The 25,681-nt window shown below is 54.8% G+C and carries 22 protein-coding genes; 6 read left to right on the plus strand and 16 right to left on the minus strand.

Translation table 11 applies throughout. The annotated features are described in order from the left end of the window. Nucleotides 1-13 precede the first annotated feature (13 nt). The 5 genes from hofQ to pilM all read right to left on the minus strand — a co-directional run bounded on the left by hofQ (nt 14) and on the right by pilM (nt 3,755). Nucleotides 14-1,285 (minus strand): DNA uptake porin HofQ, encoded by a 1,272-nt coding sequence (gene hofQ, locus O1Q74_RS18170; RefSeq protein ID WP_271874914.1) that lies wholly within the window; start codon nt 1,283-1,285, stop codon nt 14-16. 92 nt (nt 1,286-1,377) lie between these two features. Next, nucleotides 1,378-1,755: a HofP DNA utilization family protein gene (locus O1Q74_RS18175; RefSeq protein WP_271874915.1), complete on the minus strand. Its 378-nt coding sequence runs from the start codon at nt 1,753-1,755 to the stop codon at nt 1,378-1,380. Beyond that, on the minus strand, nt 1,752-2,339 hold the full coding sequence (locus O1Q74_RS18180) for a hypothetical protein (RefSeq protein ID WP_271874916.1): 588 nt from the start codon (nt 2,337-2,339) through the stop codon (nt 1,752-1,754). Before O1Q74_RS18180 ends, O1Q74_RS18175 begins: the two co-directional genes overlap by 4 nt. After that, nucleotides 2,332-2,901, minus strand: coding sequence for a PilN domain-containing protein (locus O1Q74_RS18185; RefSeq protein WP_271874917.1), 570 nt, complete (start codon nt 2,899-2,901; stop codon nt 2,332-2,334). Before O1Q74_RS18185 ends, O1Q74_RS18180 begins: the two co-directional genes overlap by 8 nt. Before the next feature lie 2 nt (nt 2,902-2,903). After that, a complete protein-coding gene (gene pilM / locus O1Q74_RS18190) occupies nt 2,904-3,755 on the minus strand; it encodes a type IV pilus biogenesis protein PilM (RefSeq protein ID WP_271874918.1) in 852 nt (283 codons plus the stop codon). A gap of 111 nt (nt 3,756-3,866) precedes the next feature. Between pilM and mrcA the strand changes: the two genes are divergently transcribed. Continuing rightward, on the plus strand, nt 3,867-6,422 hold the full coding sequence (gene mrcA / locus O1Q74_RS18195; RefSeq protein WP_271874919.1) for a peptidoglycan glycosyltransferase/peptidoglycan DD-transpeptidase MrcA: 2,556 nt from the start codon (nt 3,867-3,869) through the stop codon (nt 6,420-6,422). Nucleotides 6,423-6,522: 100 nt separating this feature from the next. Here mrcA and O1Q74_RS18200 read toward each other — a convergent pair whose 3' ends face one another. Beyond that, nucleotides 6,523-6,825 (minus strand): nucleoside hydrolase-like domain-containing protein, encoded by a 303-nt coding sequence (locus O1Q74_RS18200; protein ID WP_271874920.1) that lies wholly within the window; start codon nt 6,823-6,825, stop codon nt 6,523-6,525. 49 nt (nt 6,826-6,874) lie between these two features. Then, complete coding sequence (gene nudE / locus O1Q74_RS18205; protein ID WP_271874921.1) at nt 6,875-7,432, minus strand: ADP compounds hydrolase NudE; 558 nt, start codon at nt 7,430-7,432, stop codon at nt 6,875-6,877. Nucleotides 7,433-7,869: 437 nt separating this feature from the next. Here nudE and O1Q74_RS18210 point away from each other — a divergent pair, with 437 nt between their 5' ends. The 5 genes from O1Q74_RS18210 (at nt 7,870) to pckA (ending at nt 14,296) form a co-directional block, all read left to right on the plus strand. Next, on the plus strand, nt 7,870-10,017 hold the full coding sequence (locus O1Q74_RS18210) for an intracellular growth attenuator family protein (protein WP_271874922.1): 2,148 nt from the start codon (nt 7,870-7,872) through the stop codon (nt 10,015-10,017). A gap of 117 nt (nt 10,018-10,134) precedes the next feature. Further along, nucleotides 10,135-10,821, plus strand: a complete 687-nt coding sequence (gene yrfG / locus O1Q74_RS18215) for a GMP/IMP nucleotidase (protein ID WP_194431213.1) — start codon at nt 10,135-10,137, stop codon at nt 10,819-10,821. A gap of 117 nt (nt 10,822-10,938) precedes the next feature. Further along, nucleotides 10,939-11,349, plus strand: coding sequence for a ribosome-associated heat shock protein Hsp15 (hslR, locus tag O1Q74_RS18220; RefSeq protein WP_271874923.1), 411 nt, complete (start codon nt 10,939-10,941; stop codon nt 11,347-11,349). A gap of 135 nt (nt 11,350-11,484) precedes the next feature. Further along, the gene (gene hslO, locus O1Q74_RS18225) at nt 11,485-12,354 is read left to right on the plus strand and encodes an Hsp33 family molecular chaperone HslO (RefSeq protein WP_271874924.1); all 870 of its coding nucleotides are present in this window, start codon (nt 11,485-11,487) and stop codon (nt 12,352-12,354) included. Between the two features lie 322 nt (nt 12,355-12,676). Continuing rightward, nucleotides 12,677-14,296 (plus strand): phosphoenolpyruvate carboxykinase (ATP), encoded by a 1,620-nt coding sequence (pckA, locus tag O1Q74_RS18230; RefSeq protein ID WP_271874925.1) that lies wholly within the window; start codon nt 12,677-12,679, stop codon nt 14,294-14,296. Nucleotides 14,297-14,391: 95 nt separating this feature from the next. Here pckA and envZ read toward each other — a convergent pair whose 3' ends face one another. From envZ to O1Q74_RS18275, 9 genes are all read right to left on the minus strand, one after another. Beyond that, complete coding sequence (gene envZ / locus O1Q74_RS18235) at nt 14,392-15,753, minus strand: two-component system sensor histidine kinase EnvZ (RefSeq protein WP_271874926.1); 1,362 nt, start codon at nt 15,751-15,753, stop codon at nt 14,392-14,394. Then, nucleotides 15,750-16,469 carry an osmolarity response regulator transcription factor OmpR gene (gene ompR / locus O1Q74_RS18240; protein ID WP_005969424.1) on the minus strand — a complete coding sequence of 240 codons (720 nt, stop codon included), beginning with the start codon at nt 16,467-16,469 and terminating at the stop codon, nt 15,750-15,752. Before ompR ends, envZ begins: the two co-directional genes overlap by 4 nt. Nucleotides 16,470-16,833: 364 nt before the next feature. After that, nucleotides 16,834-17,244 (minus strand): ParB N-terminal domain-containing protein, encoded by a 411-nt coding sequence (locus O1Q74_RS18245; protein ID WP_271874927.1) that lies wholly within the window; start codon nt 17,242-17,244, stop codon nt 16,834-16,836. Nucleotides 17,245-17,311: 67 nt separating this feature from the next. Then, nucleotides 17,312-18,472: an ABC transporter substrate-binding protein gene (locus tag O1Q74_RS18250; RefSeq protein WP_271874928.1), complete on the minus strand. Its 1,161-nt coding sequence runs from the start codon at nt 18,470-18,472 to the stop codon at nt 17,312-17,314. Then, nucleotides 18,465-19,715, minus strand: a complete 1,251-nt coding sequence (locus O1Q74_RS18255) for an MFS transporter (protein ID WP_271874929.1) — start codon at nt 19,713-19,715, stop codon at nt 18,465-18,467. The genes O1Q74_RS18250 and O1Q74_RS18255 overlap by 8 nt, the downstream gene beginning before the upstream one ends. Before the next feature lie 37 nt (nt 19,716-19,752). Next, a complete protein-coding gene (locus O1Q74_RS18260; protein ID WP_271874930.1) occupies nt 19,753-20,910 on the minus strand; it encodes an NAD/NADP-dependent octopine/nopaline dehydrogenase family protein in 1,158 nt (385 codons plus the stop codon). A 10-nt stretch (nt 20,911-20,920) separates the two neighbouring features. Further along, complete coding sequence (locus O1Q74_RS18265; RefSeq protein ID WP_271874931.1) at nt 20,921-21,937, minus strand: PLP-dependent cysteine synthase family protein; 1,017 nt, start codon at nt 21,935-21,937, stop codon at nt 20,921-20,923. A gap of 13 nt (nt 21,938-21,950) precedes the next feature. Next, complete coding sequence (locus tag O1Q74_RS18270) at nt 21,951-23,354, minus strand: Y4yA family PLP-dependent enzyme (protein WP_271874932.1); 1,404 nt, start codon at nt 23,352-23,354, stop codon at nt 21,951-21,953. Between the two features lie 41 nt (nt 23,355-23,395). After that, nucleotides 23,396-25,600: a TonB-dependent receptor gene (locus O1Q74_RS18275; protein ID WP_271874933.1), complete on the minus strand. Its 2,205-nt coding sequence runs from the start codon at nt 25,598-25,600 to the stop codon at nt 23,396-23,398. Between the last annotated feature and the right edge of the window lie 81 nt (nt 25,601-25,681).

The following is a 25,681-nucleotide window of genomic DNA, read 5'->3' on the forward strand; positions in this document are numbered from 1 at the left end:
TGACTGGGTTTACTCACGATGAGGCAGGTATCAGCGTCGGGGTAATGAAAATGACTAATTCTCGACGCGTGTGCTGCTGAGTATGGTTTCTGAACAGGTGACCAAATACGGGAACCTCACCCAAGAGTGGCACTTGTTTGTCGCTGTTCTTTTTTTGCTGCTGGAAAATGCCGCCCAATACGATAGTTTCGCCATCGGCGACCGTCACCTGAGTTTGGATTTCCTGTTTATCAATCGCCAACGCTTCGCCATTATCGCCCTGCTTAATCGTCTGTCCTGGCATGTTTTGACTGATTTTCAGGTTCAGTGTAATCCGCCCGGCACGCAAAATAGCCGGCGTGACCTCCATTCCGAGCACCGCTTCCTTAAACTCGATGGACGTTGATCCGCTGGCACCACTGGAAACCTGATATGGGATTTCCGTACCTTGTTTAATACTGGCAGTCTGCTGGTGCGCGGTAAACAGGCGAGGGCTGGCAATAATTTCAACCTGACTTTCCTGCTCCAGCGCCATGAGTTCCAGATCCAGCAGGCGGCCATTCAATCGCGCTAAATGGAATCCCGCATTGATTGCTGGCGTATCTACTGGCAAACCAACATTAAAATTATTCAGCCTGAGCGCTTTATTCGCCGCACCGCCTTCCCCCAACCCCCAATTAACGCCCAGTTCCTGAAGGTGTTCACTACTGATGGTGACAATATGCGCCGCCAACTGTACCTGCGCTAAGGGGAGATCGAGCGCCTTCACCCACGGTTCGAGCTGTGCCAGAGCCTCTTCTGTATCGCGAATCAATAGCGTATTCGTCCGTTTATCCACCGTTACGCTGCCGCGAGTAGAGAGCAGCGCTCCGCGCTGAGCCTGAACGCTAGCCGCCACTTCCGTCGCTTCGGCATACTGCAACGCGACAGAGAGATTGTGCAGCGGCAATTTCTGCGCCTGCTCCGCCATACGTTCGTCCTGCTCCTTCAATAAAGACTCAAGGTGCCCGGCAGGGAAAACCAATAGCACATTACCGCTACGTTCTACGCTGAGCTTCCCCATGCGCAGCACAATATCCAGCGCCTGCTGCCACGGTACGTCTGCCAGCCTCAAACTCAGATTACCCGCCACGCCCGGCGCCATCACGACGTTAAGCTGCTGGTGATCGGCTAACGCCTGTAGCACCCGTGCTATCGGTGCATCCTCAAACGCCATCGATACCGAACTTTCCGCGCGAACATAAGACGACGCGGTAAGAAAAAGCAGCCCGATCCACACCACCTGACATAACATCCTCATGTTCATCACTTTCCTTATTATTGAGATACGCTGTTATCAGCGTTGTTTTCAAAGAGCGGCTGCCAAAAAACGAATACGCGGCACCAGTCAGATTTCGCCTATTCCTCTGGCTTATTGATAAACGGAGAAGCCAGCAGCAGGCTATCCGGCAGGCCATCACAGCCCATCTCACGCACGATAGGGACAAGTTTTGCACCGGATTTATCCAGTTGGCTAACCATCCAGTTCCCAGGAGGGATCGTTTCGCCGCTCGCCAGCCGGACCCAGCCAGCCTCTGGCTGCGCCAACCAGCCAATCCAGCGTTCGCCAGAGCCAATCACGCCTTTTAGCTGCCACGCGGGGAGCACTGCGGAGGGCAAACAACGCGCGGTGACCAACGGCTGAAAAGGGTCGATACGTTCTGCGAGCTTTTCTGCCAGCACGCTATGTGGCACGAATAGCAGCACCAATGTGATCCGAAAGAAGGCAAGACTCATGGCACGTCCTCCGGCCCGCTCAACGTTAATGCGACCTGAAGCGGCGGTGTTTCCGGCGGCGATGCGGTTAGAACCGCATCAGGCTTGATACTCAACTGTGCAATACGCAGCACATAAGGCAGCGCAGCCAGTTCACGCAGCACCTGCAACACGCCCGTATAATCTGCGCTAAACGCCAATTGCCAACGTTCCTGATGAGGTTCCCCTGCGTGACTCGGAGCTGGCTGCCAGGACAGTAGCGATGCGCCAGCCTGTGCCAGCGGCTCGACGATAAGCTGCGACAGCCTGTCCGGCTGGAAAGGTTGGTCTTGCGCGATTTTCTCCGCTAATTGCTCGCGTAGCTCTGACAGCTGCGGCATCACGTCTAGCTTTTGTTGGAGTTCCCGTAACGCGAAGCGCGCCTGAGCGGTTTGCGCTTCTATACCAAGCACCACCTGCCGGGCTTCGCCGATAAGTAACCAACCGGCCAGCAGTCCGGTAACGACGACAAATGCCAATTGAAGAGCTATCTGTTGCCAGAGCGGTTTATTCACCAGCTCTGGCCGGCGCAGTACGACGTCAATCAGGAGCGTTTGATTAATCATGGCCTTCCCCCAATGAGGAAGTACCCACATCACGCCAGTTAGCCTGAAAGGAAAAGCGCAGCCCGGTGTTCACGCCACGCTCTTGGGAAGTATGCAGCAGTTGTACACGTTCGACGGAAGCATGGCGCAATAATGCATGCTGTAACGTAACGATATCGCGATAGCTTTCACTCACGCCTGAAAGCAACAGATGCGATCCGCGGTCGGCGATTTCCGTCAGCCACAGACGCGCGGGCATCATGCCAGCAATCTGCTCTAGCAAATGGAGGTTACGACGATTGTCATTCAGGATTATCGCCTGAATCCGTTCTTGTTCCAGATAGCGACGCAGCGTTTCCCGCGCCTGATGCGTTTGTTGATATCGCACCGTCAGTTGCTGTTGCTGGGCCAGCACCGTATTGAGTGCATCCTGCGCCTGTTGCTGCCTGTGCTGCCAAAACAGATAACTCGCGGCGATAAGGCATAACGCCATCCCTGTCTGTAGCCACAACAGCCCCACCCAGCGACGTGCCTGCCAATGCATCCGGTTTTTGCGCCAGGGTAAAAGATTAATCAGCAGCATAGTCAGACATCCTCAGGGCGCAATGCCAGTCCACCCGCAATCGCAAAAGCCGAGGGGAAACTCGGCAACGGTGGTTGCAGGTGGCTAAACACCGTTAACGGCGACCACGGCTGTAATACGTCGACCTTCTGATTGAGAAAATCGGGCGAAACGCCAGAGTAATAGGCGATATTATCGATGTCATGCTGATAGCGAGTGCTTACAATCGATAAGATATCAACCTCGTCGTTCAGTTCATCAAGATGTATGACCCCCGAGTGAAAAGCGTGGTTCAACGGGGATACCCACAGCCAACCATCCAACAGGCGATGCAGCAACAGACGATGAGATTCAAGCCCTGCCAGCTGCGCCATCGTTCGAAGCGCACACGTTGAGACGTCAAGGACATCAGGACGCAGCCCCGCGCTATTCAGGCATGCCTGCCATTTATCAATTTCCTGCCGGCGTGCTGCCGTCACCAGCAGCGCCCCCTGTTCCTGCGGGTCTTCCCGATAGTCTATCGCCAGCGATTCGCTGCTAACTGGCAGCTTACGCGCCGCCATGGTTTCAATATAGAGACTGCGCCCTGGCTCCTGTAAGCGCTGGTCGGGCATCGGTAGATGCTGCTGCAAGATCAGCTGGGCAGGAAACCCGACCCGTAGCGAAATGTGTCCAGGCAGCAAACAACGCCATGTGCGCAAGGCCTCACAAAGCGCCTCAGTATGGTGTAGACTACCCGTGCGCAACGTATCGTCTGGTAACGGACATTGCCACCAGTGACGAAGCTGCCAGCCATAGCGGCGGCGCTGAACCGCCAGAGCGCGCATGAAGCCGTTCTGTATATCTAATCCAACCCGCCAGATGTGATAAGCCATGTTCAACCCGATTTCCTTATCCAATAAACATATCCACAGTGCTGGCTTACCTTTATACTAGCGCCCGGTTGTTTATAAACTGTCCAAACGCTACTGAATGGAAAATCCCAGGTGAAGTTCGTAAAGTATCTATTCATCCTTGCAGTCTCTTGCATTCTGCTGGGAGCTGCCTCGATATACGGTTTGTACCGCTATATCGAACCCCAACTGCCCGATGTCGCCACGCTGAAAGACGTTCGGTTGCAAACGCCGATGCAGGTCTACAGCGCCGATGGCGAACTGATCGCCCAATTTGGTGAAAAACGCCGTATCCCGCTCAAGCTGGACCAGATTCCCCCTGAGTTGGTACACGCCTTTATCGCGACCGAAGACAGCCGCTTCTACGATCACCACGGTGTCGATCCCGTCGGGATTATCCGTGCCGCGTCTATCGCGTTAACGTCGGGTCACGCCTCTCAAGGGGCGAGTACCATTACGCAGCAGCTCGCCAGGAACTTCTTCCTGAGCCCAGAACGCACCCTGATTCGTAAGATCAAGGAAGTGTTTCTGGCTATCCGCATTGAGCAGTTGCTGACCAAGGATGAAATCCTTGAGCTCTATCTGAACAAGATTTACCTCGGCTATCGCGCCTATGGCGTTGGCGCGGCGGCACAGGTGTACTTTGGCCGCCCTGTTGACCAGTTGACGCTGAGCGAAATGGCGATGATCGCCGGCCTGCCGAAAGCACCGTCAACGTTCAACCCGCTCTATTCCTATGACCGCGCCGTTGCCCGCCGCAACGTGGTACTTGCGCGCATGAGGGATGAAAACTACATCACGCAGGCGCAATACGATGCAGCGCGTAGCGAAACGCTGGTCGCGAACTATCACGCACCGGATATTTCGTTCTCCGCACCGTATGTCGCGGAAATGGCGCGGCAGGAGATGGTTAAACGCTACGGCGAAGACGCTTATAACGACGGTTATAAGGTCTACACGACGGTCACCAAAAAATTGCAAACAGCCGCGCAGGACGCCCTGCGTAATAACGTGATGGCCTATGACATGCGCCACGGTTACCGCGGCCCGAGCAAAGTACTCTGGAAAGTGGGTGAAGGCGTTTGGGATCAGGCGAAAATGATTGCCGCGTTGAAAGCGCTGCCGGTCTATGGCCCGCTCTCTCCGGCTATCGTTACCAGCACCACGGCAGACAACGCGATTGCGATCCTGTCTGACGGCAGCAATATTGCTCTGCCAATGGCGGGCATGCGTTGGGCACGTCCATACCGTTCCGATACGCAGCAAGGGCCAACGCCGAAACGCGTAACGGACGTGGTGCAGGCAGGCCAGCAGATCTGGGTACGTAAAGTGAATGATGACTGGTGGCTGGCACAGGTGCCGGACGTCAACTCCGCCATCGTTTCTCTCAACCCGAAAGATGGCGCGATAGAAGCGCTGGTCGGCGGTTTTGACTTTAACCAAAGTAAATTCAACCGTGCGACGCAGGCTTTGCGGCAGATTGGTTCCAACATCAAACCGTTCCTGTACACCGCAGCGATGGACAAAGGGTTAACGCTGGCAACGATTCTGAACGACGTGCCGATTACCCGTTGGGATGCGGGTGCTGGATCTGACTGGCGGCCAAAAAACTCACCGGCAACCTATGATGGTCCGATCCGTCTGCGTCAGGGGCTGGGTCAGTCCAAAAACGTAGTGATGGTACGTGCCATGCGCGCGATGGGCGTGGATTATGCGGCGGATTACCTGCAACGCTTCGGTTTCCCTGAGCAGAATATCGTCCATACCGAATCGCTAGCGCTGGGTGCCGCTTCGTTTACGCCGCTTCAGGTCGTGCGGGGTTATGCCGTGATGGCAAATGGCGGCTATCTGGTCGATCCCTATCTGATTACCAGAATAGAGAGCGAAGCAGGCGGTACGGTCTTTACGGCGACGCCTAAAGTAGTCTGCGATACTTGTAACTTACCGCTGGTCTACGGCGAAACGCCACGCTCACCGGTGTTGGCGACCACTAACGTTGAAGACGTCGCCACATCAAACGAAGCGCCACCGCAAGGTCTGCCGCAGCCGGAGCTGGAGCCTGTCACACCAGAGGCGGCACAGCAAAACGCGGCACAGCCTTACGCTCCGCACGTCATCAGCACGCCGCTGGCGTTCCTGATTAAAGACGCGCTGAACAGTAACGTCTTTGGCGAACCCGGCTGGATGGGTACGGGCTGGCGCGCAGGTCGTGATTTGAAGCGTCGGGATATCGGCGGTAAAACCGGTACAACGAACAGTTCCAAAGACGCTTGGTTCTCCGGCTATGGTCCGAATCTGGTCACCTCGGTCTGGATAGGCTTTGACGATCACCGCCGCGATCTGGGCACCAGCAGCGCCTCTGGCGTCATCAAAGATCAGATCTCCGGCTATGAAGGTGGGGCGAAATCCGCACAGCCTGCGTGGGATGATTTCATGAAATCCGCGCTGGATGGCGTACCGGAACAGCCGCTAACACCACCACCCGGCGTCGTCAGTGTCGTCATTGACCGCAGTAGCGGCAAACTGTCCAATGGTGGCGGGAACAGCCGTTCCGAATACTTCATTGACGGAACGCAGCCAAAAGAATATGAAGTGCACGAAGTCGGCACTACGCTGATGGATAACGGACAAAGCGAAGAGCTGTTCTGATATCCGGTATCACGTTCATTGATGGCCTTCCTGACGGAAGGCCATTTTTATTGGCACAATGCCTTGTAGATCGGGCTATCGGCGTTCAATCCTTCACCTTTCAAACCACATCACCTGGGCACCACGGTGACAATCGCCCGACGATAGGAGAACAGGTTCGGTGTTCCCTCATCTTTCGCCTGTAAAATGATATGAAAAAGCGTCGGTGTTTTAACGTCTGACGCAATGCCTCCGCAAACGGATAGCCGGACGCATGCTGACGCAGGTTAGGCAACACCTGCTCGTAAGCATCAAGGCGCGGCATAATCATCTCTGGATTGACCTTATTCCTCAGCCAGGTTGAGGTGGTTGCCGCAATCCCTTCGACATCGAATTCGTTACTGTAGAGCAGGAAGCGAACCAAAGACTGCGAGTCATCAGGTTCAGTACGCTTTCCGTTATGTCACAGGAAATTAGCGGGGTGTACGACACAACCAATCGTGAGCCAGAAACAGCGCACTGACATTACGCGCTTCACGGAAATCAGGCTCTTGCAGCAGTGACATCATGTTATCCACAGGCCAACGGACTTGTGGCATGGGCTCCGGCTCGTCCCCTTCCAAGCTTTGCGGATACAATCCGCGCGCCACCACGATATTCATCTGGCTGGAAAAATAGGACGGCGCCATGGTTAATGTCGCCAGTAACTCCAACTGCTCCGCCCCAAAGCCGATTTCTTCCATTAGTTCGCGATTAGCGGCTTCAAAGACTGTTTCACCGGGATCGATCAGCCCTTTGGGGAAGCCTAATTCGTATTCCTCAATGCCGACGGCGTATTCACGGATCAACACCAGTTCATCATCAATAACTGGGACAACCATTACCGCCTGTCGACCGCTTGAACGCATCCGTTCATAAACCCGGCGTACCCCGTTGCTAAATTCAAGATCGACGGACTCCACATTAAACAGGCTCGAACGTGCTACTGTTTCTACCTTGAGGATTTTAGGTTTTTGCAGGTTATGACTCATTGATGCCCCCAGAGCGTTACGACCAGAACGGCATCTTAGCCCAACCCCCATGAGAGACTGCATCTAAGACAATCTGAATATGGCATGCTGTTGGAGTAAGAAGAGATCGTAAATATTCTTTTTTGATTCTGTTCACATTGTGCGTTAACAGTTGCCTTCGCTGCAACTATCGTGACGATGAATTTACGTGTGAGCAACATACGGGATACATTCTGTATGAGAAACCGCCGCTAAAAGTCAATACCGTAAGAAAAATAGGAATATCCTCATTCAAGAGGCATTTTTTGCTTGTTACTATCATCGCCTTATACGATTAATCCCACTCACAATTACCTTATTAATCTAAGAAAACAATGCCATACGGATTATCATCAATTGTATAATTTTGTTAAACTCCGACGAAAACAAGGAGCCTCGCGTTTTGGAAAGGAGATGACATGAGCACAATATTTACCTTATTGGCGATATTGCTTGCCTGTCTGATCGTGATCGGAGGTCTTGTCAGCTACCGACTGCGCCGTCGTTTCTTATCTACCCCGCCATTACCCGTTTCGCAATCGCTTCCCCGACGGCTAACTGAAGATGAACGGATCGCCGTTGAACGTTATCTGGCTCAGGAAAATAGCCAGCAAACCACGCCGCTTGATACCCCGAATGCGCAGCCAAAACTGCCGCGTTCCCTACAAAGTAATCGGGTTTACCCCGTCACCCATACGATTACCCGCTACGGCCTGAGCACCGATGCTCAGAATAAGTGGCGCTACTACATCGATACACAAGAGATCCATTTGCCGCCCAGTTGGGAGCAGTTCATTACCGAAAACAACACCGTCGAACTGATAAAGACACGCTCGATCCCGCTGGTTATTTCCCTGAACGGGCACTCGCTAACAGAGTGCCTCGACGATCGGCCGCTGTCTCCATTACCGAGCGACATTCCTCTCCCGAATGCCTCCATTCGTCAGGAAGGCAGTGAGCATGTCGAGTTGGTCACGATCCGTAAGGAAACACGTGAAGAACACGCCATGCATTACTCTGGGGGCTTGAAGGAAACCGCCGTACTCTGCCTGGCTTTTCTGCTCTTGTTCATCAGCCTGAATAGCCCTATCCCCCTGCTCCCCTGGCTGATCGGTACCGCATCCTTATTAGCGGGCTGGAGCCTGTGGCAGCTTTTTCGCTCGCCGTCCGCTCATGAACTGCGGGATGTGCACTGCCTTCACGGCACACCGCAAGGTTTGGGCCTGTTTGGCGAATCCAATCAGGGGCCGCTCGGCAATATCTCGCTCGGTAATATCGATTTGATTTACCCGCCTCATTGGCAACCCTACATCACGCAGGATCTGGGCAGAAAAACGGATGTCGATATCTATCTCGATCGACAGGTCATCCGTCAGGGAGAACACCTTTCGCTGCATGATGAAGTGAAAAATTTCCCGCTACAGCGCTGGGGCAGAAATCTGCTGCTGTCCGTTGGTTCACTGCTCAGCCTGATTTTACTGGTTACCAACGTGCAGCTTGAACTGCCGCTCAGGCTCAGTCTGGCCTGGCTTCAGGGCGCACAGCGTATTGAGGTTACGCAGGTCAGCGATCTGGAAAAAGCCCAACTCCGCATTGGGGATATGCTGGCGGTGCGTGGCAGCGGCATGTGCTATGTGCCCGCAGAAATTCGTCCCGTCTCCACGCCGTCGTCCTACGCGTTCAGCCCATTCGACTGTTCCGCCATTTACTGGAATAAAGCCGCACCGTTGCCATTACCGGAATCCGAGACGATTGAAAAAGCCTCTGCCTTGCTGAAATCCGTCAACAGCCAGCTTCACCCGCAGGCGGAAAAAGAAGGTCAGGTAAATTCTCAGCTAGCGTCCACGATCCAGAAATCAGGGCTGATCCTGATGAAAAACTTCGCTGATGTTGTCCTGAAAACACAAGATCTGTGTAGACAGGAAAACGATTGTTCCCGCCTGAAGAATGCGCTGGTGAATCTGAGCGATGTCAAAAACTGGAATACGCTGGTCAAAGACGCCAACTCCGGCACCCTGAAAGGCATGAACGTGGTGCTGCCCGCCGTCAGCGCAGAAACGCTGGAATCTCTGGTCAACAGTTCTACCGATCAATTCTTCTATCAGGAAATCAATAATGCGGCAGAGTCGCTAAACAGCCCACCGCCCGGAGGATTCCTGATTCGCAGCGACGAGGGAAAGCAGTTCGTCAGCCATCCGCTTCCTCCGATGCCGCTCAATGATTATCGTCCATCAGATCAGTGGCAAGAGCTACAGCGGCTTTCCGCGATGCTGCTGCATACCCCGTTTAATGCCACGGGCGTTATCACCCAACTCAGCACCGATGCCAACGGAACGCAGCACATCAACCTGCACAGCGAACCCGACGTCATTACCGTCTGGCGCTATCTCGGCAGTTGCCTGCTGCTGCTGCTGTTTTCTGCAACGTTTATCGTTAATGCGGTTCTGACCGGCATTAAAATGCGTAAAAGCCAGAAACGCATTAGCGATATTCAGCGCTATTACGCTTCCCGTTTCAACATGATGACGAATGCATTCCTGGACAATCGCCCCCAGCTCCCCCGCTAACGGCATCGTGTCCGCTCTGCGGTTATGCTAACCTAGCGGAATCGGTTTCCCGTCACTATTGCATTGCGCGTCTCCTGCTTCATCATCCTTATGGCACGCGCGACATCTGGAGTCGTTATGAATCCCCACGTTAACTGGCACGACATCGACACCGTGATACTGGATATGGATGGCACGCTGCTCGATCTGGCATTTGACAGCTACTTCTGGCTTCAACTGGTACCGCAGTCGCTCAGTGAAAAGCGCCATATCAGCCTTGAGCAGGCACACCAACTTATCAAGCAAGAGTATCAGGCGGTTCAGCACACGCTAAACTGGTATTGTTTCGATTACTGGTCAGAACGTCTCGATCTGGACATCTATCAAATGACGACGGATATCGGCACGCGTGCCCGCTTGCGCGATGACACCACGCCATTTTTAACGGCGCTGCGCGAGTGCGGTAAAGAGACGATTCTGCTGACCAATGCTCATCCACACAGTCTGGCGGTAAAAATCGAACATACCGGGCTGGATCAGCACCTTGATTTATTACTTTCCACCCATACTTATGGGTATCCGAAAGAGAATCAGCGCTTGTGGCAGGCCGTCCAGCAGCAAACCGGCTTCGACCCTGCCAGAACATTATTCGTGGATGACAGCGAGCCGATTCTGGATGCCGCGAAAACCTTCGGCATCCATTACTGTCTGGGCGTGCGTAATCCAGATTCCGGCGAGCAGGAAAAGGTATTCCTGCAACATCCGTCAATGAACGACTATCTTGCGCTGCTACCCGCTCTGCGTCACTCCGTTAACGCCGGGTAATGCAGTGGCATGAAGGGGAAACACGGCGATGAGGTTCCCGCAGGGATGCCTCGCGCCGTGGTCGCCCCCAGTATTTCGATCCTTAAACGATCGGCATGAGGGTAATCAGGGGGATTGATGGCGAAAATTACCGAGCAGGCCGACAACGCCGTTCGTCTGGACAAATGGCTCTGGGCAGCCCGTTTCTATAAAACCCGGGCCATTGCCCGCGAAATGATCGACGGCGGCAAAGTCCACTATAACGGGCAACGCGGTAAGCCGAGCAAACAGGTCGAACTGAATGCCGAGGTTAAACTGCGTCAGGGCAATGACGAACGCACCGTGGTCATTTTAGCCGTCAGCGGCCAGCGCAGAAGTGCGACAGAGGCGCAGGCGCTGTATCAGGAAACGGCCGACAGTATTGAGAAGCGAGAAAAGCTGGCGCAGGCGCGGAAAATGAATGCGCTAACGATGCCACACCCCGATCGCCGCCCTGATAAAAAAGAGCGACGCGATCTGATTAAATTTAAATACAGCGATCAGGAATAACGCTCCGCCCTTCATTTGTTGGTCATCAAACTGATGACAATAGAGAGAAGGCTCAGCGATCGCTGCACCATTCATTCGCCGTACCACTCATCGCGCACTACAACTCATCGCGCACTACAACAACGAGAAAACATTATGGCTCACGACCAATTACACCGTTACCTATTTGAAAATCATGCTGTTCGTGGCGAACTAGTCACCGTTAACCAGACGTATCAACGTATTTTGACCAACCACGACTATCCGTCTGCGGTGCAAACGCTACTGGGTGAAATGCTGGTTGCCACCAGCCTGTTGACGGCCACGCTAAAATTCAGCGGCGATATTACCGTTCAGCTTCAGGGCGACGGTCCACTGAAACTGGCAGTGATTAACGGCAACCATCAGCAGCAAATGCGTGGCGTTGCCCGCCTGCAAGGGGATATCGCGCCGGGGAGTTCGCTGAAAGAGATGGTCGGCAATGGCTATCTGGTGATTACCATTACGCCGACGGAAGGTGAACGCTATCAGGGCGTTGTCGGTTTAGAAGGTGAGACCGTTGCCGAATGTCTGGAGAGCTATTTCCAGCAGTCCGAGCAGTTGCCGACACGGCTGTTTATCCGTACCGGACAGCACGAGGGTAATCAGGCGGCCGCAGGTATGCTGCTTCAGGTACTACCTGCACAGGATGCCAATCGTAATGATTTTGATCACCTGACGCAGCTCACCACCACGGTCAAAGCCGAAGAGCTATTTTCCCTGCCCGCCACCGAGGTGCTGTATCGCCTTTACCATCAGGAAGAGGTGACCGTGTACGAACCGCAGGATGTCGAATTCCGCTGCCACTGTTCGCGCGATCGTTGCGCTGATGCATTAATGACGCTGTCCGATCAGGAGATCAATGAAATGATCGAGCAGGATGGTGAAATCGATATGCACTGTGATTATTGTGGTACGCACTACTTGTTTAATTCGCTGGACATCCGCGCCATACGGAATGATTCATCAGAAAATCTGTTGCATTAATCGTTTTAACGGGTACGACAGTACCCGTTTTATTTTGCTTATTTTCCCATCTGTAAATCGCCGTGATTATTTTTCAAACACCCTAAATAAGCAAAGTTATTAATGAATTTATTTAATTTTATGATTGCTATCGCGGTTAAAATAAGCTCACTCCCTACAATGTTTATACTCTAAATAATTCGAGTTTCAGGAAGGCGGCAAGAGAAGGAATCCCGATGAGCTTACTTGAGTAAGTGATTCGGGTGAGTGAACGCAGCCAACGCACATGCAACTTGAAGTATGACGAGTATAGTAGTACGACTATAACTTGAGGAGTGGCAACATGCAGATCAACGGTATTACCCCGCAAGCCCTGACGGCTTATGGAATCCACGATGTCCGCGATATTGTCTACAACCCCAGCTATGAACTGCTTTTTGAAGAAGAATGCTCCCCTACTCTACAAGGTTATGAACGCGGTATCGAAACCCAACTGGGTGCCGTAGCCGTCGATACTGGCATCTTTACCGGCCGTTCCCCGAAAGACAAATACATCGTGCGCGATGACGTAACCCGTGACACCGTGTGGTGGTCCGATCAGGGTAAAGGTAAGAACGATAACCACCCGTTGAGCCAGGAAACCTGGACGCACCTGAAGCAGCTCGTCACTACGCAGCTTTCTGGCAAGCGGTTATTCATCATCGATGCCTTCTGCGGCGCGAATCCAGACAGCCGCCTTAGCGTACGTTTCGTGACGGAAGTGGCCTGGCAGGCGCATTTCGTCAAAAACATGTTTATCCCCCCGAGCGATGAAGAACTGGAAGGCTTTGAGCCGGATTTCATCGTGATGAACGGCGCAAAATGCACTAACCCGAACTGGCAGGAACAGGGGCTGAACTCCGAGAACTTTGTCGCGTTCAACCTGACAGAGCGCATCCAACTGATTGGCGGCACCTGGTACGGCGGCGAAATGAAGAAAGGGATGTTCTCCATCATGAACTACCTGCTGCCGCTGAAAGGCATCGCCTCCATGCACTGTTCGGCAAACGTCGGTAAAAAAGGCGATGTGGCGGTGTTCTTTGGTCTGTCCGGTACGGGAAAAACCACGCTTTCCACCGATCCCAAACGCCAGTTGATTGGCGATGACGAACACGGCTGGGACGACGATGGCGTCTTCAATTTTGAAGGCGGCTGCTATGCCAAAACCATCAAGCTTTCCAAAGAAGCCGAACCGGATATCTTTGGTGCCATCAAGCGCGATGCGCTGCTGGAGAACGTCACGGTGCTGGCAGACGGCACCGTAGACTTCAACGACGGTTCCAAAACCGAAAACACCCGTGTTTCTTATCCGATCTACCACATTCAGAATATCGTTAAACCGGTCTCCAAAGCGGGCCATGCAACGAAAGTGATCTTCCTGACGGCTGATGCATTCGGCGTGTTGCCTCCTGTTTCTCGCCTGACGTCCGATCAAACGCAGTATCACTTCCTGTCTGGCTTTACCGCCAAGCTGGCGGGAACCGAACGCGGCGTGACGGAACCAACACCGACATTCTCCGCCTGCTTCGGCGCGGCATTCCTGATGCTGCACCCAACGCAGTACGCTGAAGTGCTGGTAAAACGCATGAAGGCGGCGGGCGCACAGGCCTATCTGGTGAACACCGGCTGGAACGGCAGCGGTAAACGTATCTCTATTAAGGATACGCGCGGGATTATTGACGCCATCCTGAATGGCAGCATTGATAATGCAGAAATGCAGACGTTGCCGGTCTTCGATTTGGCGATCCCCACTTCGCTGCCCGGCGTTAATCCTGACATTCTCGACCCACGTGATACCTACGCGAGCGTCGAGCAGTGGCAGGAAAAAGCGGACGACCTGGCACAGCGCTTTATCACCAACTTCGATAAATACACCGATGCACCAGCAGGCGCAGCGCTGGTGAAAGCAGGACCGAAGCGGTAAACACTGAAGAGAGTCCATAACGAAAAAGGCGCGGACTCCGCGCCTTTCTTTTATTCATATCTGAACAGCTTTAATGCCAGTGCTGCCCAACATACTTATGACTCCTTCACAGCCCCCGTATCCGCTACCGCGACGTCCGAGAGCAACGGCAGATACGCGCGGACGCAGAGCCCACCGCGTTCGCTGGTGCCGACATCCAGCACGCCATTGTGCGCATCAATAATACGCTGCACAATCGCCAGCCCCAGCCCAGTACCGCTGGTAGTTCGCGCGCTGTCGCCACGGACGAACGGCTGGAACAGGTGCTTCAGTTGATCGGGTGCAATGCCTTCTCCGTCATCCTCGACCTGAAACCAGACGCGCTGTAGCTCACGTCCGGTACTGACTTTTATCCAGCCGTTACCGTAACGCGCCGCATTCACCACCAGATTCAGCGCCGCCCGTTTTATCGACAGCGAACTGATGCACACCAGCAGCTCACCGATAGCAAACTCGCTGTCGATCTGGCGTTCATAACCGCTCTCCGATGCCACCACTTCACCCATGATGGCGTTCAGATCGGCCACTTCCGTCTGCATTTCCTGCCCCGTGCGCAGGTAGTCGAGGAACTGCTCAATAATCGCATTACACTCTTCAATGTCCTTATTGATCGACTCCGCCAGATAGTCATCTTCCTTGCCCATCATTTCAGTCGCCAGACGAATTCGCGTCAACGGCGTACGCAGGTCATGGCTCACGCCCGCCATTAACAGTGTGCGGTCATCCGCCAGCAGCTTCACGCCGGAGGCCATCTGGTTAAAGGCGCGAGTCACAGAACGCACTTCGGAGGCACCATACTCACGCAGCGGCGGCGGAATAATGCCCTTACCGACCTGCAACGCCGCATGTTCCAGCTCAACTAAAGGTCGGTTCTGCACTCGGATAAATAGCCAGGCACCACCAATCACCAGCAGCATGATCGCCAGCGTATAGCGGAAGAGCGGCGAGAAATCGCCCTGATGGATTTCAGTGAGGGGAACGCGCACCCAGATATCCGGTGACAGCCAGGTTTTCAGCCACACCACAGGCGTGTTCTTGCTGACCTCAACGCGCACATCCGTCGGGCCGTCCAACTGTTGCGCCATCTGGTCACTCAAAAACTTGTAGTGCTGCGCCCAACGCAGGCCGCTTTCCTCTGCCGCCGCATTGGTGTACAGCGATATACCCAATTCGCGGTAAATCTCACGCCGGAACGCAGGCGGCACCTCGAGCGTGGTGCCATCTTCCAGTTGCAGACTGTCCGTCATCAGCATTCTCACTTCGTATGCCAGCACCTTATTAAACTGCTGCAAACTCGGCAAAATAGCGAAGTTAAGTACCACCAGATAGGTGGTGACCAAACTGACAAACAATAACGTGACAATCAGTAGCAACGTCCGTGCAAATGAGCTGCGCGGAGAAAAGCGCCATTGCATCATGCCTTACTGCCGTCCGGAACAAACACGTAGCCAAGGCCCCACACGGTCTGGATGTAGCGCGGGTGCGCCGGATCCTCTTCCACCATGCGGCGCAGGCGGGAAATTTGTACGTCGATGGAACGTTCCATCGCACTGTATTCGCGACCGCGCGCCAGATTCATCAGCTTATCGCGAGATAACGGTTCACGCGGGTGGCTCACCAGCGCCTTAAGCACGGCAAACTCACCGCTGGTCAACGGCATAGGTTCATCATCACGGAACATTTCGCGCGTGCCCAGATTCAGCTTGAATTTACCAAACGCGATAATGGCTTCTTCCTGCGACGGCGCGCCCGGCAGTTCATTCGCCTGACGACGCAGCACCGCACGAATACGCGCCAGCAGTTCGCGTGGGTTGAAAGGTTTAGGAATATAATCGTCCGCGCCGATTTCCAGCCCGACGATACGATCCACTTCTTCCCCTTTCGCCGTCACCATAATGATCGGCATCGGGTTGCTCTGGCTACGCAAGCGACGGCAGATGGACAGACCATCTTCGCCCGGCAGCATCAGGTCCAGCACCATGAGGTGAAAGGATTCACGGGTCAGTAAACGGTCCATCTGTTCAGCATTGGCTACGCTACGTACCTGAAAACCCTGTTCAGTCAGATAACGCTCTAACAGCGCACGCAACCGCATGTCGTCATCTACAACCAGAATTTTATAGTTTTCTTGCATTCTCTTTCTCCAAAGGCGTAATAGCGCCGACGCTGCTATTGTTCAGAAACACACGAATTACTGACAGTCGTTTCTGGTATACATTCTAGGCAAAATTGTTACAAAGCATATTAAAATTCGTGTAATCAATCATTTCCTTTGCCATCAGTCATAAAATAATCGGCGATTTACGGTGATTGTCGCTTACGAAGAGAGTCGTTTATGAAGGCTGTGATTTATGAAAATTGCCTTTTACGAAGATTATAGTAACGCCGCCGACAATAAAAAGGCACGGTAGCGGCAAAAGCAGGAGAAAAAGAGAAAAGAGAGGGCGTTGCCACCCGGATCCAGGGCGACAACGTAAGGCGGTTAGCGCTAGCCATGATTAGCGCATCAGTTCATCCAGCACCACGCTCACCGACGGCAGTGCGGGCTGGAAAAAATGGCGCGTGGTCTTGTAGGGAAACAGGCTCTTTTCCGTCACGATCGTCTGCATAATCAGATTCTTGCAAAAAGGCTGTCCGGTCTTCCAATGGTAAACCGATACGCGAGGATCTTCGTAATCGAGCAGCGCGCAAGGAATATGCTTTAACCCCAGTTCGGTGGCGGCTCGTAGCCGATGGTTGCCATCCATAATAATTCCGGTCTCTTTCTCTATCGGTACCGGCGTCGTCCAGCAGCCACAGCGGCAAATATCCTCCATCAGACACTCCACGTTCGACATATCAACATTTTCAGAGGGAAGCAGGAACTGCACGGGCGTAAGGGCAATGTGGTAACTCATACCTTCAAACATTATCCACCTCCTGACGTAACGGTCTCGTGTCGCTCCGGTTTATCTACCGGAGCCGCCTCTTATTGACTTACTGCTCAAGACTGACGAAATAGCCCGGCTGGTAATCAACTGGTAAAAATTGCTGATGAAGCTGGCGGAAGGTGTCATCCGCATTGATATCGCGGAATAGGTCAGGGTGGAACCACTCAGCCAGTTGCTGAATCGCAATGAAATCATAGGGGCCGTTGTAGAACTGGTGCCAGATGGCATGGAAGGCGCGTTGCTGTTTCGCAACGGTGTTGGTATACGCAGGCCGCCCCAAAAACCATTCAAGCCGCTTGCGCCCTTCCGTCATGTCCTGCCCCGGCCCCAATCCAATCCAGCGCCCACCGGGCACGAAGGCTTCAAAGTTGCCGCTAGTGATGACGACGATTTCCGGGTTCTCCACAATCACCTGTTCCGGGTGCATCTGCATAAACGTGTTCGGCGCACTTTTCGCCGCAACATTATCGCCACCGGCCAGTTGTACGAACTTACCGAAGTTATCCCGGCCGAACGTCAGGCAGCATTCATCGGTGTACCCTCCCAATCGCTCAATGAACACGCGTGGAGAGCGCGGTTTTTTGGCCGCCAGCAGGTCGGAAACGCGTTTTAGCTGCGCCTCACGGAACGCGAGAAACGCTTCGGCACGCGCTTCCTGATGAAACAGCTTGCCGAAAAGACGCAGGGTTGGCGCGGTGTTTTCCAACGGGTGATAACGGAAATCGACATACACAATCGGAATGCCGACGCTATCCAGTATCCGGTCATAGCCCGCATCCACAATCGCCCGCTGCGCCTCAATGTTCATAATGATGACGTCCGGCTTGAGCGACACCGCCTGCTCCACGTCAAACGTGCCCTTTTCCGTACCATCGAACGTCGGGATTTTCGTCAGTTGTGGGAAACGATCGCGATACTGGTGCCACGTTGCCGGATCGGACTGAATCAGATCGCGCCGCCAGGCGACAATCCTTTTCGCCGGATCTTCCCTGTCGAGCATCGCAACCAGATAAAGCTGACGCCCCTCGCCCAACATAACGCGCTGCACTGGCGTGTTGACTCTCACCTCACGCCCCAGCACGTCCTTGATGACGGTTGACGTTTGCGCGATTTGCTCAGCCTGACCCGCCAGCGGCGACAGACCGACCATCAACAGCGCACTCAGCAATAACCGACGGCAATGTTGCCGCGTCCAACGATTACACATTTTCGATATTTCCCTTCGTCGAGAGAGCGTCATGTTTTTCCGCCTGTCTCCGCAGGCGTCGTAGCAGCATCAGCGAGACCAGGAAGGTCACCAGGTAAGCGGCGCCAACGCAGAAGAACAGCGAACGTAGTCCGGGGGAGTAGAGCACCACTCCGCCCAAAGAAATGCCCAGAATAGAGGCAAACTGGCTGACGCTTTGCGCCACACCGAGTAGGTAACCCTGCTGCCCATCCCCCGCCGAGCGAGAAATCAGCGCCATCAGAACGGGCGTCGTCGCCCCCAACAGCACGCCCCACAGAAAATAAAGCGGGATGAAAATCGCAATATCCAGGATCGTGGCGGCCGTCAACGTGACGATGGCGCAGGCCAGCATCACCACACACAGGCGGCTCAGCGTCTGCGACAGCGAGAGGTTTTCAAAATAGCGCGCCCACAGCGATGCAGAGACAATCACGCCGGTCGCCTGCAAGCCATAGCACAGGCCAATAATCCATTTATCCACCTGAAAAAAGCCGTCCATATAGAGGGAAAACGGCGTTTGCGGAATCATGCGGCTGGTCAGCAGCAGGCCAGAAATCAGCAGCAGACCGGAAATCGGAGACAGTGCCCAAATCAGCCTGCGGGAAGCGTTGTTTTGTGACGTATTCTCAGGTGGAACAGCAGGCACCACCGGCGCAACATGGGGCAGAAACAGCGCGACGGTAATGCCGCACAGCGCACACAGGATCGCCGCACTCAGGTTGATCCAGAAGAAGTTCAGGTAGTCGAGGATCAGCCCGCCGACAATCGCGCCCAGCAGCGATCCCACGTTAGTGGACACCTGAAGCCAGGCGAACAGCCGCGTGCGCTGTAACGGGCTAACCACCGCAACACCGTAAGCCTGCGCGGGGGCGATATAGCCCGCACAGGCACCCTGAATAAAGCGCAGCGCGACGATGATCCAGATATCATTCGCCCACGCTAGTCCAAGCTGGGTCAACGCCAGCCCAAACAGCGCGCGGATCATCATGGCTTTGTTGCCCAGCCTATCGCCCATCCGTCCCCAGAAGGCGCTGGTCAGCATGATGCCCAGCATCGGCCCGACGTACACGGCAATCCCCGCGATACTCAGTTCCGCGCCGGACGACATACTTTCCAGATGCAGCGGCCAAAACGGCCCGCTCATCTCCATCGCCCCCATCGCGACCAGTTGCACGACAAACATAAAGTGGATGATGAACGCCACCTGCCCGCTTAAGCGCATGCGTCAGCTCCTTCGAGTTCCACAGCATTACCCCACTTCATTTCAGCCACTGCGGCGGGAAATAGTCGGGACGATCCTGCGTGGATGCGCCCATGTAATCGCTGCACCACCGGTAGACTTCCTCAATATACGGCACGCTAACCGCCAGATTCTCCGCGATGGTCACCAGCAGGCTCAGGCCGTAGGCAATATCTTCCTGAAACACCCGATGCTGCGTATCAAACACGTACCCACCCCCGTCATGCTGTCGCAGCGGCAGGCCGATGCCGTGGTAAGCCTGATTGGTACGCAGCACAGAGAGCATCGTGTGTGCATCGGCAATCTGATCGCCATAGGCATCGATAATCTCCTGCTTGAGCGGCAGTACCGAGTCCAGCCGCACGCCGAGCCGCGTTTCCAGCGCCGCACACAGCTGCTGGTTCTCTTCATCCATACGTTCCAGATAATAAGCACCGAGTTCCGGGCAATCATTCCACCAGCACAACGGCTGCGGAAAAGGTCGAGCGTGCCACTGCCCATAGGGGCCGATCAGGCCATAAATCACCGCACTGTGCATAATCGGGTTACCCGGTGTCAGCGTGATTTCCAGATAATCCGGCAATAGCACCACGGGCGCAGAATAAAGCCGTTGCAGCAGCGCCATCAGCGCCTGCTGGCGCGCAGCCGTTTCACGCCGATGCGTAGCCGCATACAGCGTGGATTTTTCGCCCCCCATTTTGATCGACTGACCTGGCTGCAAATCAAACGCAATGTGCGCGACGTCCTTCATTCCCCAAATCACCGCGTTTGGCCGAGCAGCCAGCTCACGTTCAGCGAGCCAGTCAAAGCCGCAAAAACCGGGGATCGCGCCAACGTAAACCGGCTTGTCGGCGGGCAGATGGGGAACGATCCGCGCCAGCAGATCGGCACGGAAGTTGGCGGGAACGGTGATAATCACGACATCCGCGTCGCGGCAGGCTTGCGCCGGATCGCAGGTGACGCAGTCTGGTGTCGCCGTTAGCGTCTCGCCATCCGGCAGCAGTGCGTGTAGCCGCTTACCGTGCTGCTGATAGGCTTCCGGCAGGCGCGGATGGCTGCCCAGCAGCGTCACCTTAACGTCCGGCAGTTGCTTAAACAGTACCGTGGTGAGATGGCCGGTCTTGCCGGCCCCGCAAATCACCACGTTAAGCGGCTGCCCGCTTAGCGCTTCGGTCATCCTTGACTCCTTAGCTTGCCTGCTCCAGAGCAATCGCGTTGCCCAGCCAGCGATCCAGATCGTGCCATACGCCGCTATCTGTCAGATTACGCGCCGCCAGCCACTCTTCGTTAAACACCGTGTGCAGGTATTTTTCACCGCCGTCGGCGATCGCCAGCACGACGTTGCCGCCGATGCGATCCTGATAGATCAGTTCCAGCGCTTTATAGATCACCCCACCCGTCGAGCCGCCGACCAGCAGGCCGTAATGACGTGCGATATAGCGTGCGGTTTCAAACGCCTGCGCATCCGAAACCTGCTCGCCACAGTCGATGCAGCTGTAATCCAGCACCAGCCCCACGGTATCTCCCGCTGGCGTACCGGTGCCGGATTGATAGTAAGGCTTGCCGGGGTGCCCAAAGACGATAGAACCCACCGGTTCAACGGCAATGGTTGTAATATCCGGGTTATGGACTTTCAGGCCGTGTGAAATGCCGGTCATCGATCCGCCAGTGCCCACGCAGCCGACAAACGCGTCGATCTTGCCAATCTGGCTGAACAGCTCGCGCACCAAGTCGGCATAGCCGCCCGCATTCGCCGCGTTGTCCGACTGGTTCATAAACACCGCGCCGGGTATTTCCTGCGCCAGCTGTGCCGCCATGCGCTGGCGTTCCACCACCGCGACCTCATCTTCGCCGTAGTCGCCGGAGACATAGCGAATTTCCGCGCCGAGCGCGCGCATGATGGCAATTTTGTCCTGCGCCGCATGATGATCGACCACGGCGATAAAGCGCAGGCCGTATTCAATCGACGCTAGCGCCAGCCCGATACCGGTATTACCCGATGACGACTCAACAATGGTGCCACCGGGGCGGATTTTGCCTGACTTCAGCCCGGCGACAATCATGTTTCGCGCCATGCGATCCTTCATGCTGCCACCGGGGTTATTCTTCTCCACTTTTAAAAACAAACGCGTATCCCCATAGGGAACCGGAATTTGTATAACAGGCGTATTACCAATCAAATCAGTTACTTTATTCAGGATCATGGTTCTGCTCCATTCAGTTATCACTGGAAAAAATCAGCTCACCTTTCTTACCTTTGAACGCACACAGGCGCGCAGGCAGCGGATGCCGATGAAACGCGTTTTCCAGCAGGTCCATCTGGTATCCCGCCGTATTCGCGTAAATCAGTAAATCGCCAGGCTGCGGCACGGTTCGAAAATGAATCAATCGGTTCGTAATGACATCATCGTCCAGACAGCTGTGTCCGGCGATCCAGGCTTTGCCCGGTGTCGGAGACGTGTCTTTTTTGACGGAAAAAACATGCAGAGGATCAATCAAAAACTCAGAGTTAAACCAGGTTTCACACGCGCTGAAGCTACTGCCTTCGACAAACACGACGTAGTTGCCATCCGGCTGGCGGCGCGTGCGCGTGACGCGAAACACCGTAATCGCACTTTGGTCAGCCAGACTGCGTCCCGGCTCTATCGCCAGAATCAGGCCGTGCTGCTTGAGCATGTCTGCCACACGGGTATCCCCGATTGAGGCTGACAGAAATGCCTCAAGGTAGTCAGTTGCCGAACGCTCGCCACCATACGGATAAAACGAGGCCGGCACCTGACCGTGGCGGTAGTCTGCCCCACTCTGCTTCGCTAAATAGTCCTGATAGCGTGAAGCCGGAAGATATTGAATCGGCAATCCCCCACCGATATCAATAATGGCGGGCTGTAATCCCTTTGAGCGCGCCCGCTCCAGCAACGGCAGCACCTCAGCCAATGCGGCCACGCGGGTGTCGGGTTCATAGCCGCCCAGATGGAAATGGAAGCCCTCCAGATGAAGCGCATTCAGTCTGGTACTCAACGTATCCAGGCAAATAGCGATCTCATCAGCCAGCATGCCAAACCGGCTGTTTTGTGCGAACGACGGGCGATAGCGCAGCAAAACCCGCACCGGTTCCGTCACGCGCAGTAAATCCGCCAGCGCGAGTACCTCGCCGAACTCTTCCGGCGAATCCAGCACGATAAGCGCGCGGTGATAAACCAGCTCCGTCAGGAATTCGCGCGTTTTCGCCGGACCGGTGGCGCACAGCCGCGTGCCGTCACCGCCTGCCCGCAGCGCATCTTTCAGTTCCTGTAAGCTGGAAACATCCACGCCGACGCCCGCGTTAACCGCCGCCTGAACCAGCCCCGGTGATTTGTTCACCTTCGCGCCGTAGTACAGACGGCAGTCCACATCATGACGCTGCAACACGGTTCGCAATGCCGCGATATTGTTGGCCACGGTGTGCGGCCAGACAATATTCAGCGGCGACCCATACTGCTCAACCAGCCATGACAGCCTTTGCGGCGAGTTGAAAAGAAACTGCTCAATCTCACTATCCAGATAAGGCGTCAGTCTCTCAGGCCAGTGGGCCTGCGCGACAGAGGGGGAAGACACTGCGGCAAAGCTAAACAGGTTGCTCATCGCTATCTCCTTAACGTTCGGTTCCTGAAAAATGCCTATCCTTAGAAATCCACCGCGACGGACAGCATCAGCGTTCGCGGCGTTCCTTGCGATACCGTGCTGAACGATGTCACGCCAGACCAGTAATTACGGTCAAAAGCGTTAAGCACATCGGCACGGAACGTGGTGGGCGCGTTATAGATTCGCGTCTTGTAGCGCGCGCCGAAATCAACGGTGGTCCAGGAAGGAATGGATTGGGTATTGATGGTGTTGACGTTCTGCTTCCCGTTATGGGTGACGTTGGCGTTCAGCGTCAGATCGCGCAGGAACGGCAGATCATATTCCACGCCGGCGTTCGCCTGAAAACGTGACGTCCCCGGCGCGCGCTTGCCCTGTGCACCCGGCGTCACGCTTTTGGTTAGCTCGGCATCCAGCAGCATCACGCCACCGGTCAGACGCAGATCTTCTAGCGGTGAACCAACCACATCCAGCTCAATACCCCGATTGCGCTGCTCGTTGGCGGTAACAAACTCACTACCCGTACCATTAACCAGCGCACCGCTCGGCTTGGTAATCTGGAAGACGCTCAGCGTAGAGATCGTCCCCAGCGCGTCCACTTTCACCCCAGCTTCGTACTGCTTGCTCTTATACGGTGCCAACACCTGCCCCGCATTGCTCGCCGTCGTGGGTGCCACGTCCCCTTTACTCAGCCCTTCGATGTAATTGGCGTAGAGCGAGACGTGCTGCCAGGGTTTAACAATCACCCCGAGCATCGGGGTGATTGCGCTCTTGTCATAAGAAGAGCGCGCCCCGCCATCCGGCGCAGCGAAGTTATCCGAGTTGATTTGCTGATAACGCAGTCCTCCCGTCACTTGCAATGCATCGTTCCAGAAGCCGAGCGTATCCGCCAATGCGATGCCTGACAGCGCAGTGGATGAACGCTTATACACGCTTGGGGGAGCAGCAATATTCTGTGTGGGTGAGGAAACTGGATTATAAATATTTGAATTAATGGTTGTTCCTCGCGCATTAGCGCTAGCCTGGCGATCGCGATAGTAGCTAGTCTGTGCCGACAGTTTGTGCGTCACCGATCCGGTTTCCACATCCGCCCGAACACCGGTCGCCAGCGTGTAGCGGCTGGTAGTAAAACGGAAATTCCTCACGTCGGAACTCACATCACCATTGTTATTCGTCACCTGCGGCACCTGCTCCGACAGTCGGCTCACGTGTGCGCTGGAACCGCCCAGATCGGTAAACCAGGTGACGTTATCCGCCAGATCGTATTCGGTATGCAGCAGCACCGACTGGTCTTTGGAATGCCAGAATCCCCATGGCTGAGAGATATTGTTATTGCCATCCGGCGCGTCGGGCACGGTCACACCGGCCGCAAACGAATAAGGACGCGACGGTGCCCGGGTTTTCAGGTGCTGAGTGATGAGATCCAGCGTGGTGCGGAAACGTTCTGACGAGAAATCCAGCCCGAGCGCGCCGACCTGCGTGCGCTTGTCGCTGCCGTCCCACACCGTGTCGCCGTAGCCGTAATTCCCGTTAAAGCGAATGCCGAGCAGGTTGTTGTTCTCCAACGCATAGACGCGGGAAATATCCGCATGCTGCATGAGTTGGGAATCAGACTGCCAGCTGGTGGTCAGTCGGGTCAGATTGCCTACGGTGGTCGGGCGTTTGGTGACGGCGTTAATCACGCCACCCACACTGCTGTTAGGCGACAACCCATACAGCAGCGCCGACGGCCCTTTCAGCACTTCCACCCGCTCGATGTAGTCAGTCATCAGTTGATAGTTGGGCGCAACACCGTAGACACCGTTCATGGCGATGTCGCTCAGGTTTCCTTCATTGAGTGGAAAGCCGCGGATGTAATAAGAATCCAACAGGCCGCCCTGAGAACTGCTCACCCGCACCGATGCATCATGTGCGACCACCTGCCCCAGCGTCTGTGCCTGTTTATTTTCAATAAACGATGAGGTCATGTTGCTGACGTTAAACGGCGTATCCATCACGTCCTTTTTGCCCAGCAGCCCGGTACTGGACGAACGCGCCGACATGCCACCCGCCACCAGCCCCTGAACGGCTTCCGCGTTTTTGGCTTCAACCACGATAGTGGAATCATCGCGCTCGCCCGTTTCAGCCTGCGCGGGTATCGCGATGCCGGTTAGCACAGTGAGTGCCGTCGTGACGGCGGCGGCCAACGCGGAGGGAATAGGAAAACGCGTTTTCCCGGTAGGTGGAGTGAAGTTCTTCCTGGCGTTCATCAACAAAGTTATCCATCTCAAAATGAGGAGTGAAAAAGATGCTCCCGTGTTTTCAGCCTGTAAGGCGGGAGCATCGCCATA

This window comes from Pectobacterium sp. A5351 (genome assembly GCF_028335745.1).
Lineage (GTDB): Bacteria > Pseudomonadota > Gammaproteobacteria > Enterobacterales > Enterobacteriaceae > Pectobacterium.

Excerpts from the sequence above, each read along its gene's own strand:
- hofQ (WP_271874914.1), bottom strand. The coding sequence starts at position 1,285 with ATGAACATGAGGATGTTATGTCAGGTGGTGTGGATCGGGCTGCTTTTT.
- O1Q74_RS18175 (WP_271874915.1), bottom strand. The coding sequence starts at position 1,755 with ATGAGTCTTGCCTTCTTTCGGATCACATTGGTGCTGCTATTCGTGCCA.
- O1Q74_RS18180 (WP_271874916.1), bottom strand. The coding sequence starts at position 2,339 with ATGATTAATCAAACGCTCCTGATTGACGTCGTACTGCGCCGGCCAGAG.
- O1Q74_RS18185 (WP_271874917.1), bottom strand. The coding sequence starts at position 2,901 with ATGCTGCTGATTAATCTTTTACCCTGGCGCAAAAACCGGATGCATTGG.
- pilM (WP_271874918.1), bottom strand. The coding sequence starts at position 3,755 with ATGGCTTATCACATCTGGCGGGTTGGATTAGATATACAGAACGGCTTC.
- nudE (WP_271874921.1), bottom strand. The coding sequence starts at position 7,432 with ATGAGTCATAACCTGCAAAAACCTAAAATCCTCAAGGTAGAAACAGTA.
- O1Q74_RS18210 (WP_271874922.1), top strand. The coding sequence starts at position 7,870 with ATGAGCACAATATTTACCTTATTGGCGATATTGCTTGCCTGTCTGATC.
- yrfG (WP_194431213.1), top strand. The coding sequence starts at position 10,135 with ATGAATCCCCACGTTAACTGGCACGACATCGACACCGTGATACTGGAT.
- hslR (WP_271874923.1), top strand. The coding sequence starts at position 10,939 with ATGGCGAAAATTACCGAGCAGGCCGACAACGCCGTTCGTCTGGACAAA.
- hslO (WP_271874924.1), top strand. The coding sequence starts at position 11,485 with ATGGCTCACGACCAATTACACCGTTACCTATTTGAAAATCATGCTGTT.
- pckA (WP_271874925.1), top strand. The coding sequence starts at position 12,677 with ATGCAGATCAACGGTATTACCCCGCAAGCCCTGACGGCTTATGGAATC.
- envZ (WP_271874926.1), bottom strand. The coding sequence starts at position 15,753 with ATGATGCAATGGCGCTTTTCTCCGCGCAGCTCATTTGCACGGACGTTG.
- ompR (WP_005969424.1), bottom strand. The coding sequence starts at position 16,469 with ATGCAAGAAAACTATAAAATTCTGGTTGTAGATGACGACATGCGGTTG.
- O1Q74_RS18245 (WP_271874927.1), bottom strand. The coding sequence starts at position 17,244 with ATGTTTGAAGGTATGAGTTACCACATTGCCCTTACGCCCGTGCAGTTC.
- O1Q74_RS18250 (WP_271874928.1), bottom strand. The coding sequence starts at position 18,472 with ATGTGTAATCGTTGGACGCGGCAACATTGCCGTCGGTTATTGCTGAGT.
- O1Q74_RS18255 (WP_271874929.1), bottom strand. The coding sequence starts at position 19,715 with ATGCGCTTAAGCGGGCAGGTGGCGTTCATCATCCACTTTATGTTTGTC.
- O1Q74_RS18260 (WP_271874930.1), bottom strand. The coding sequence starts at position 20,910 with ATGACCGAAGCGCTAAGCGGGCAGCCGCTTAACGTGGTGATTTGCGGG.
- O1Q74_RS18265 (WP_271874931.1), bottom strand. The coding sequence starts at position 21,937 with ATGATCCTGAATAAAGTAACTGATTTGATTGGTAATACGCCTGTTATA.
- O1Q74_RS18270 (WP_271874932.1), bottom strand. The coding sequence starts at position 23,354 with ATGAGCAACCTGTTTAGCTTTGCCGCAGTGTCTTCCCCCTCTGTCGCG.
- O1Q74_RS18275 (WP_271874933.1), bottom strand. The coding sequence starts at position 25,600 with ATGAACGCCAGGAAGAACTTCACTCCACCTACCGGGAAAACGCGTTTT.